Here is a 1,187-nt window from a genome sequence, read left to right as displayed (position 1 = left end):
GGCGGGGCCGACGGGGTTCGGGTTGGCGCGGGCGCTGCAGGCGGCGGGGCATGCCTGTCAGGTCGCGGCGCCCAGCAAGCTGCTGCGGCCGGTGGGGGACCGGGTCAAGACCGACGCCCGGGATGCGATGCTGCTGGCCCGGCTGGCCCGCAACGAGGACATCGTCGCGGTCGCGGTGCCGTCCGTGTCCCAGGAGTCGGCGCGGGATCTGGTCCGGGCCCGGGAGGACGCGCGCGGGTCGTTGATGGCGGCCCGGCACCGGCTGTCCAAGCTGTTGCTGCGTCACGGGCACGTGTTCGACGGGGACGCCTGGACCGGCCGGCACGAGGCGTGGCTGCGGGCCGTCCGCCGCGACCTTCTGGCCGGGGGCGGGGCCGGGACGTTGGCGGCGTTCGACGACGCCTACGACGCGGTCACCCACACCCTGGCCCGCCGGGACCGGCTCGATGAGCAGATCGCCGCCCTCGCCGCGGACAGCGAGTTCACCCCGCTGGTGCGGCGGCTGGGCTGCCTGCGGGGGATCGCCACCACCACCGGGTTCGCCCTGGCGGTGGAGATCGGCGACTGGCACCGGTTCACCGGGTCCTCCATCGGCTCCTACCTGGGCCTGGTCCCCTGCGAGTACTCCTCCGGCGGGTCCCGCACCCAGGGCGGGATCACCAAGACCGGCAACAGCCACGCCCGCAGGCTGCTGATCGAGTCCGCCTGGCACCACAAGCCCCGCTACGTCGCCGGCACGACGATGCGCCAGCGGTGGGCCGCCGCCCCGGCCGCGGCCGCCGAACGCGGCGACGCCGGCAACCGGCGCCTGCACAGACGCTGGCAGATCCTGACCGACCACAAGAAACGTCACACCGTGGCCACCACCGCCATCGCCCGCGAACTGGCCGGCTGGTGCTGGTCGCTGGCCGTGATGGACGACTAACCCCCACAGTCCCGTTGCCGGGACACCCGTGATGACCGGCCAGCAGCGCGAGGACAGCACCGGCGACTCCCCTGTGAGCACCCCCATAGGGGCACGCTCGACCTCAGACACGCCACGCCTGTCCAGCCGAAACAAGGGCCCTGCGGTACCCAACCCGCGCATATCAGACTGACCGCGCGTCGCCTGACACGCCGCCTCCGGCCACCACCCCCGGCAACGACGAAGCGGGGTCCCCTCCCACCCAGGCAGAGGACCCCGCTTC

At 73.8% G+C, this 1,187-nt stretch carries 1 protein-coding gene; it reads left to right on the top strand.

Annotated features, from left to right (window positions below):
• Nucleotides 1–925, top strand: a 925-nt coding sequence (locus BN12_RS21820) for an IS110 family RNA-guided transposase (RefSeq protein ID WP_048555640.1), incomplete at its 5' end; no start/stop codon positions are given.
• Nucleotides 926–1,187 lie beyond the last annotated feature (262 nt).

Origin of the sequence: Nostocoides japonicum T1-X7 (assembly GCF_001046855.1) — a bacterium.
Classification (GTDB): Bacteria; Actinomycetota; Actinomycetes; order Actinomycetales; family Dermatophilaceae; genus Nostocoides; species Nostocoides japonicum.
Note: the sequence above shows the minus strand (reverse complement) of the source record. Positions and strands in the feature narration are given on the sequence as shown.